This is a genomic window from Halomonas hibernica (assembly GCF_013183775.1).
GTDB lineage: Bacteria > Pseudomonadota > Gammaproteobacteria > Pseudomonadales > Halomonadaceae > Vreelandella > Vreelandella citrativorans.
Window position 1 is genome coordinate 367,116 of record NZ_VIFN01000002.1, and the last position, 7,185, is coordinate 374,300.

Annotated in this window: 6 protein-coding genes; 1 reads left to right on the forward strand and 5 read right to left on the reverse strand. The window is 53.5% G+C overall.

Features of this window, described 5'->3' with window-relative positions:
- Nucleotides 1–15: 15 nt before the first annotated feature.
- Nucleotides 16–912 carry a LysR family transcriptional regulator gene (locus tag FKN99_RS05995; RefSeq protein WP_087110776.1) on the forward strand — a complete coding sequence of 299 codons (897 nt, stop codon included), beginning with the start codon at nt 16–18 and terminating at the stop codon, nt 910–912.
- On the opposite strand, the gene FKN99_RS06000 is transcribed toward FKN99_RS05995, so the two are convergent.
- From FKN99_RS06000 to FKN99_RS18055, 5 genes are all read right to left on the reverse strand, one after another.
- On the reverse strand, nt 913–2,418 hold the full coding sequence (locus FKN99_RS06000; RefSeq protein WP_087110778.1) for an AbgT family transporter: 1,506 nt from the start codon (nt 2,416–2,418) through the stop codon (nt 913–915).
- 46 nt (nt 2,419–2,464) lie between these two features.
- Nucleotides 2,465–3,619 (reverse strand): M20 metallopeptidase family protein, encoded by a 1,155-nt coding sequence (locus FKN99_RS06005; protein WP_087110780.1) that lies wholly within the window; start codon nt 3,617–3,619, stop codon nt 2,465–2,467.
- Nucleotides 3,620–3,869: 250 nt separating this feature from the next.
- The gene (locus FKN99_RS06010; RefSeq protein WP_319941240.1) at nt 3,870–4,394 is read right to left on the reverse strand and encodes a TonB-dependent receptor domain-containing protein; all 525 of its coding nucleotides are present in this window, start codon (nt 4,392–4,394) and stop codon (nt 3,870–3,872) included.
- A gap of 233 nt (nt 4,395–4,627) precedes the next feature.
- Complete coding sequence (locus tag FKN99_RS06015) at nt 4,628–5,104, reverse strand: LabA-like NYN domain-containing protein (protein WP_172117025.1); 477 nt, start codon at nt 5,102–5,104, stop codon at nt 4,628–4,630.
- A 369-nt stretch (nt 5,105–5,473) separates the two neighbouring features.
- Nucleotides 5,474–7,153 carry a methyl-accepting chemotaxis protein gene (locus FKN99_RS18055; RefSeq protein ID WP_172117026.1) on the reverse strand — a complete coding sequence of 560 codons (1,680 nt, stop codon included), beginning with the start codon at nt 7,151–7,153 and terminating at the stop codon, nt 5,474–5,476.
- Between the last annotated feature and the right edge of the window lie 32 nt (nt 7,154–7,185).

Consider the following 7,185-nt stretch of genomic DNA (forward strand, 5'->3'; position numbering starts at 1 on the left):
CTATACGAGTTACCAATGAACATACTCGATAAACGCGCCTTCTACCTGCTGGAAGTAAGCAGTTGCGGCGGTATTCGCGCGGCGGCTGAGCATTTGCATATTAACCCCTCCGTGGTGAGTCGGCAGGTTCGCAGCCTTGAGCGAGAGCTGGGAATGGCGCTATTAGAGCGGCAGGGGCGCCATATGATGTTAACCGAGGCGGGGCTGCTGGTGGTGGATAGCTTTCTTGCCCAGCGGCGGCTCAACTCGGAGCTGGGGGATACGCTTTCCCGGTTGCGCAATCTACAGGCGGGGAAGGTCGTGGTTTCGGTGGGCGATGGGTTTGTGGATAGCTTTATCAACTACGTGATGAAGCGCGTCTCCGAACATTACCCGGACGTGCTGATCGAGATCAAAACGGGCATCTACTACCCCCGTGAGCCCCACGAGATGGTGGCCAACGACGAGGTGGATATTGCGATTACCTATGGGCCAATCTCGGATCCGAGGCTGGTGGTACACTCCTTTGAGCGCGGCCCGCTATGTGCCCTGGTGGCACCTTTTCATCCGCTGGCCCGGCAGGAGAGTGTTACGGTAGCAGAGCTTTTGCAGCACAAGCTTATTTTTCTGCCCGATGTATCGGGGTCGCAGCAGTTTGTAAATGCGTTGTTTAGCGCCGCCGGGCAACCCGCCACGCCCGCCTACCGTTGCAACCTGCATTCTGTTTCACGGCGCATGGCGAGTGCCGGTATTGGGGTGTCGTTCATGACCGCGGCGGCTGCACGCAATGAGGTGGACGAAGGGCAGCTCAGAGCAATTCCCGTGGCGCACCCACTGGCAGCCAGCAGTCAGGGCAATCTGGTAAGAAGAGTCGGCAGAAGGCTTTCACCCGCTGCCGACTATTTATGGAAGCTGATGCTGACGATGCAGTAATCAGTTCGCCATCATGTAAACGCCGGGGCCGATCGGCCACCCCATGGCCAGCCAGAACATCAAAAAGGCGGACCAGGCGAGCAGGAAGGTAACCGCTAGCGGCAGCATGGTGGCTATCAGCGTGCCCAGCCCCATGTCCGGCTTGTAGCGCTGCATGTACACCAGGGCAACCGAGAAGTACGGGCTCATGGGGGAAATGATATTGGTGCTGGAATCACCGATGCGGAACATGGCCAGTACGAAAGCGGGGTCGAAATCGATCATCATCAGCATCGGCACGAATACTGGGGCCATCAGCGCCCACTGGGCCGAGCCGCTGGTCATGAACACGTTGAGTACCGCACTCATGGCAATGAATGCCCCCACCAGCGGCAGGCCGGTAAAGCCGGTGCTCTGCAGAATGTTCGAACCCTCGATGGCAATGTACTGACCAAGCTCCGACCAGCGGAAGTAGGCGATGAACTGTGCAATGGCGAAGAACAGCACCAGCGTGGGCGCCAAGTCGCTTGCTGATTCGGCCATGCGCTGGGGGACGTCGCGGCTGGTCGTTATCTTGCCGGTGGTAATGCCGTACACTAGGCCGATGGTCACGAAATAGCCAAACATGAGTGGCACCAGCGAGCGTAGGAAAGGTGACGGAATTAGCCCGCCCTCTTCGTTACGCAGCGGGGATGCTTCAGGAATAACGGCAATCAGGATCAGCGCCAGATAGATCAAGGTGGCGAAGCCGACCCGCTTAAGGCCTAACTTCTCTTCCGGTGTTAACTCCGGCTTGACGATATCCGTCTTAAAATCCTTGCTCATCGGCAGCGTGCGCGTGAGCCGCGGTTCAACCACCTTATCGATAATCAGCGTACCCGCAATGGCAAGCACGAATACTGAGCAGGCCACAAAATAGTAGTTATCAACTGGCGAAATATAGGCATCAGGATCGACCAACCGTGCTGCTTCGGTAGTGATGCCGGCAAACAGCGCGTCCCCGACAGTAATAAACAGGCTGGCATCAAAACCTGCACCGGCGGCGGCGTAGGCTGCGGCAGCGCCCGCAATAGGGTGACGGCCCACCGAGTGATACAGCATGGCGGCCAGCGGTATCAAAATCAGGTAGTTGGCATCAGAAGCAATACTGCCGCAGATGCCCGCCAAAAATACGCAGAAGGTTAGCAGTGAGGGCGGGGCTTTGGCGACGCTTACCTGCATCAGCGTCGACATCAGGCCGACCTTATCGGCCAAGCCAATACCGAACATCACCACCAAAATAAGCCCAAGCGGTGGGAAATTGACGAAGTTACTGACCACACTGGTCAGCATGAATTCTAAACCATCGCCTGATAGCAGGCTTTGGACATAGACGGTGTCGCCGGTTTGTGGGTTGATCGCCGAGACGCCAAACGTGGCGAGCATGGCTGAGATAACTACAACCACTACGGCGAGGATGGTAAATAGGATGAACGGATGAGGAAGTTTGTTACCTACGCGTTCAATAGAAGCGAGTACAGACTGCATAGTGTTAACCCTTGTTTTTAGAAATTTTTTGGTTGTAAAAAGGTTGTCAGCTGCGTAACAGTAGCCCTTTTGCTAAAGCAACAAACATGCCACCTGCTACCTGTAATATGTTGTCGTTAAAGTCGTAGTGTTCGTTGTGAAGATAAGCGCTGTCGCCGTTACCGACGAAGAAAAAGCAGCCAGGCACTTCCTGTAGGTAGAACGCAAAGTCTTCGGCACCCATGGTGGGCATGTAATCCAACTGCTGAATGTCGTTACTGACTACATATTTGGAGGCGAGTGCTAACACCCGTTCAGACCATTCGGGATCATTGGATAGTGGTGGAATCTGGTGAATGTGTTCAAGTTTGAAGCTGGCGCCATGGGCATCACACACGCCTTTAGTGACCTGCTCAAGCTTGCCAGCCAGCGCATCGCGGGATGAGGGGCGGTCACTTCTAATATTCACCACGAGCTCTGCGGCGCCGGGGATTACGTTGGCTGCATCGCCTGCATGAAAGGACGCTACGGTAATCACACCGGATTCCAAGGGTGATTTGTGACGGGCCACCAACCCTTGCAATTGTTGTACTAGCGAGGCGCCAACGTAGATCGGATCAATGGCCAAGTGAGGCATGGCCGCATGGCCAGAGACGCCCTCGATGATGACTTTGAACGTGTCGTTGCCACCCATAGCCGGACCGGGCTTTACGAACAGTTGGCCTTCAGGAAAGCCGGGGCGATTGTGGTAGCCAAATACGGCTTCCACTCTAGGGTTTTCAAGCACCCCAGCCTTGACCATCGCATCCGCACCGTTGCCGCCTTCTTCCGCTGGTTGAAAAAGCAACTTGAGATGCCCACACAGTTCATCACGCTTTTCCATGATGACTTCGGCGGCGAGTAGTAGCGTGGCGGTGTGTCCGTCATGTCCGCAGGCGTGCATAAGACCTTCATTCTGCGAACGATGGCCAAACGTATTGGCTTCGTGAATAGGAAGCGCGTCCATATCAGCACGAAACGCGATCACAGGACCTTCGCGGCCGGTATCCAGTTCCGCCAGGATCCCTGTTGTCGCAATACCCTCAGTTACCTTGTAGCCAAGCGCGCGTAATCGTTCGGCGGCTAGCTTGGCGGTTTGGGTTTCTTGGTATTTAAGCTCAGGCTGCTTGTGGAGAGTTTGTCGCAGAACGATTGCATCTTGTATTTGCTTATCGGTAAACATTGCCTGTCCTTGCCGTTATTGATGTGCCTATTGGCAACGTTATTAGGAAGACTAACCCTAAGTGACTTCACGGGTGGAAAGGAGAAGCAGGAACGTTATCTTTGTTGCTTTTTGAGCAACATTTAAATTAGATCCATGGTTTTAGTGCAAGATTTAGAAGTTATGTAGCTCAATAAAAAGCCGCGCAATCGCGCGGCTGCCTCATTTACTCTAAACCCCTTAAAACTCAGTCCTCAACGTAAGCGAGGCACTACGTGGGGCGCCGTAAGCCGTAGCGGTTGTAGTAGCGTTGGTCGAGCAGGTTGTCGACGTTAAGCGTTACGCTGGTTTCATCGTTGATATCGTATTTTGCCATGGCGTTAACGATGGCGTAGCCGGGCCAGTTGACGGCAGTGGAACCTGTGCTGACGCCGTTTGTAGGTTGGCCTGCCGGGCCTGATATCGCATGGGTGTTGCTTTGCGCGTACACACCGCCGCCGAAGGTCATGCGGTTCAAGAAACCGGACGGTTCATACGTAGTGGAAAGCTTGAACAGATGCGATGGGTCGCTGCGGCCATCCGAGTCCACACGGCGGAAGTGCAGGTAAGTGTAGCCACCGTAAACATTCCAGTTGGGCGTCAAAGAGCCGGCGATCTCCAGGTCGATGCCATCGGTTTCATAGCTGTCGCCCACGATGGGTTTAACCGTGGCGCCGCTGGTGGTTTCACGGGTTTGCGGCGTGAATGTGCTGGTGTAGCTTGCATATAGCGAGTGATTGTCCGTGAGGTCATACACCACGCCCGCGTAGGGGTTACCACGCCGTTTTCGTGCTGACTTGAGTGATCAATTGTGCGCAGTATCGTAATGGCGCATCGCGGCAGGCTGGCACTCGAAAACCGAGCCGGTGGCGGGCTACGTGTTGTAATGGCGCTACCCGCCTGTGCTGACACGTCAAGGGAAAGCGCCTCTTGATGCGTGTGGCTTCGGCGCAGAGGTAGGGCTTGAGATGAGCGGGGCAAGCGTAAGAATTAGCGCAGCAGCAGGTCTTCCTTAATGGGAATAAACGCGCTCGCTTCGTTCATTAGTGACGCAGCGGTGAGCTGGGGGACGCCATATACCTCTACTTTTTTCCCATACTTGATGCGAATTTTATTCACCAGCAGGTCAAAATCGCCATCACCCGTTACCAGTACGATAACGTCGGCGTGCTCTGCGTACTCGATGGCATCCAGCGCAATACCCACATCCCAATCGCCCTTGGCAGAACCATCGGCGCGTTGAATAAAGGGCTTTAGCTTCACCTCAAAACCAATGGCTCTGAGTATATTTTGAAACTCGCGCTGTTTCTTATCGCCTTTATCAATGGCATAGCAAAACGCACCCACCACGTCTCTGTTGGCGGTGGCTTGCGCCCAAAACCGGTTGTAATCAAAGTTTCTCCGATATGCATCCCGCGTGGTGTAGTAGACGTTTTGTGTATCAATAAAGATGGCGACGTTGGTCATAAATATGGCTCGTTGCGAACTATCCCATCATGCGGGCATGTTGGTCCCATAGCATCCAGATCGTACCGGCCACGATGATAAGCACGATCAGCGTGGTGAAGAGGATACGCTTGAGAGCGTCCCGGTGCGATTTAGCCTAGCCAATATGTAGGAAAAAGAGCAGATGAACAATGATGTGCACCAGTGCGAGCGCACCGAATGCCATGAGGGCAGGCTCCGCCTGTTAGCAAGCTCAGGGAGATGTTTGCACATGACTCACTCTGAGCTGATCTTGCAGGCAAATGAGCGCTGGATAGGCCATTCATTATTGGCACGTCATTCATGAAACGCCCCGCCATGTTTCGTCGGCGGGTGTTTCATGAAAGGGTCTCAGTAGCTGTGATGCGCCAATGCGAATGTATTACTTTCCTCGGTGACCTTAAAGCGACCTACCATGCTGGCCATGTCGCCTGCTTGGTCGTCCAGTGAGCGGCTCGCTGTGGCGACCTGCTCAACTAGCGCAGCATTCTGCTGAGTGACTTCTTCCAACTGGGTTAACGCCTGATTAATTTGCTCAATGCCTGATGACTGTTCGGTGGTTGCTGCGGATATTTCTGACACCAAAGCAGCCGTATGCTGAGCGCGTTCTGCAATGTTTTTTAGCGTATCGCTTGTTGAGGTAACAAGCTCTTCCCCGTCTTCTATACTTTTAACGTTATTGTCGATCAGCTTTCGAATCTGCTTGGCTTCTTCTGCACTTCGGCTTGCCAGGTTACGTACCTCTGAGGCCACCACTGCAAATCCACGCCCTTGTTCCCCGGCTCTTGCGGCTTCTACGGAGGCATTCAAGGCTAGGATATTGGTCTGGAAAGCGATGTTATCGATGGCTTCCACTATCGCGGTGACTTGCTGATTGGCTTCATGGATCTGCTCCATCGCCATACGCGCTCGTTCGGCTATATCGTTAGCGGAATTTGCCTGGCTTGCCATGTCCTGTGTAGAACGACGTGCTTCCTGAGCTGTATCTGCACTTTGCTTCACGGTGGCCGTAATCTGCTCCATGCTGGATGCCGTTTCCACAAGCGACGCAGATTGCTCTTCGGTGCGCTGGGCAAGGTCTGCATTCCCCTTGGCAATCTCCTTGCTGGCAACTTCGACAGACTGAGCACCCTGCTTGATGCTGGCCACCAGCTCTTCCGTTTTAGCCGTTGATTCGTTGAACGCCAGATAAAGCTGTGACAACTCATCGCTTCCTGGAATCGCCAAGCGCTGAGTCAGGTCCCCTCCACGTGCCTGGATGTTTTCAAGCGCTATTTTTAGCGGGCGTACAATACTGCGGACAATGAGCACAGAAAGCAGAACCGCTAACAGAGCCGCCGCTAAGGAGCACGCCAGATAATACGCCAGCTCGCTGACTGCGTTGTCACGCAAGCTCTGGGCTGTTTCAAGCAGAAGATCGGCCGCTTCTCGTCCTACTTCCGCCTGGCTGTCAATCAGCATGGTTTGTTGGTCAAACCACTGCTGGTGATTGATATTGAAATCTCCAGCCGTGCCTTGCTCCACCGCGGTACGTCGCATGTCAGCAAGCGTTTTAGCAAGATCACTTTCCAGTATAGCTGCCAGCTCGCTCTGCAGGCTGGCATTGGAAAGCTGATTAAACGTTTTAAGGTATGCTTCTGATCGGCCTGTGATCGACAGCAAATTGGCGAACGCGGTAGAAGACATGGCATCTGCACTAAAAGCGGTTGTTAACATGGCCCGCTCAATACCCGCTAGCTCTTTTATATTTAACAAATTGTAATAAGCGTTGAGCTGTCGAACAATTTCTCCGCGCTCAACGCTAAAGGTAAGTTGGCTGACAATGTTGATTAAAAAATCATTAATGTCCGTATAATAACGGTTGGATTGCTCGCCTGGTATTTCCAGCCTGTCGGCGCGCAAACGGAGTGTGTTTATCTCATGCAAAATTTGTTTAGCTTGAACTACCTGCTCTTGAACGCTTGTGTCATCTTCAGAAAAGATAAGGTTTTCGGTATAAAGATTGAACTTCTCAATCTGTCCGTCGGTCACCTTGCGCTGGCTAGCCTGGATTTCTCATAGTA

Excerpts from the sequence above, each read along its gene's own strand:
- FKN99_RS05995 (WP_087110776.1), top strand. The coding sequence starts at position 16 with ATGAACATACTCGATAAACGCGCCTTCTACCTGCTGGAAGTAAGCAGT.
- FKN99_RS06000 (WP_087110778.1), bottom strand. The coding sequence starts at position 2,418 with ATGCAGTCTGTACTCGCTTCTATTGAACGCGTAGGTAACAAACTTCCT.
- FKN99_RS06005 (WP_087110780.1), bottom strand. The coding sequence starts at position 3,619 with ATGTTTACCGATAAGCAAATACAAGATGCAATCGTTCTGCGACAAACT.
- FKN99_RS06015 (WP_172117025.1), bottom strand. The coding sequence starts at position 5,104 with ATGACCAACGTCGCCATCTTTATTGATACACAAAACGTCTACTACACC.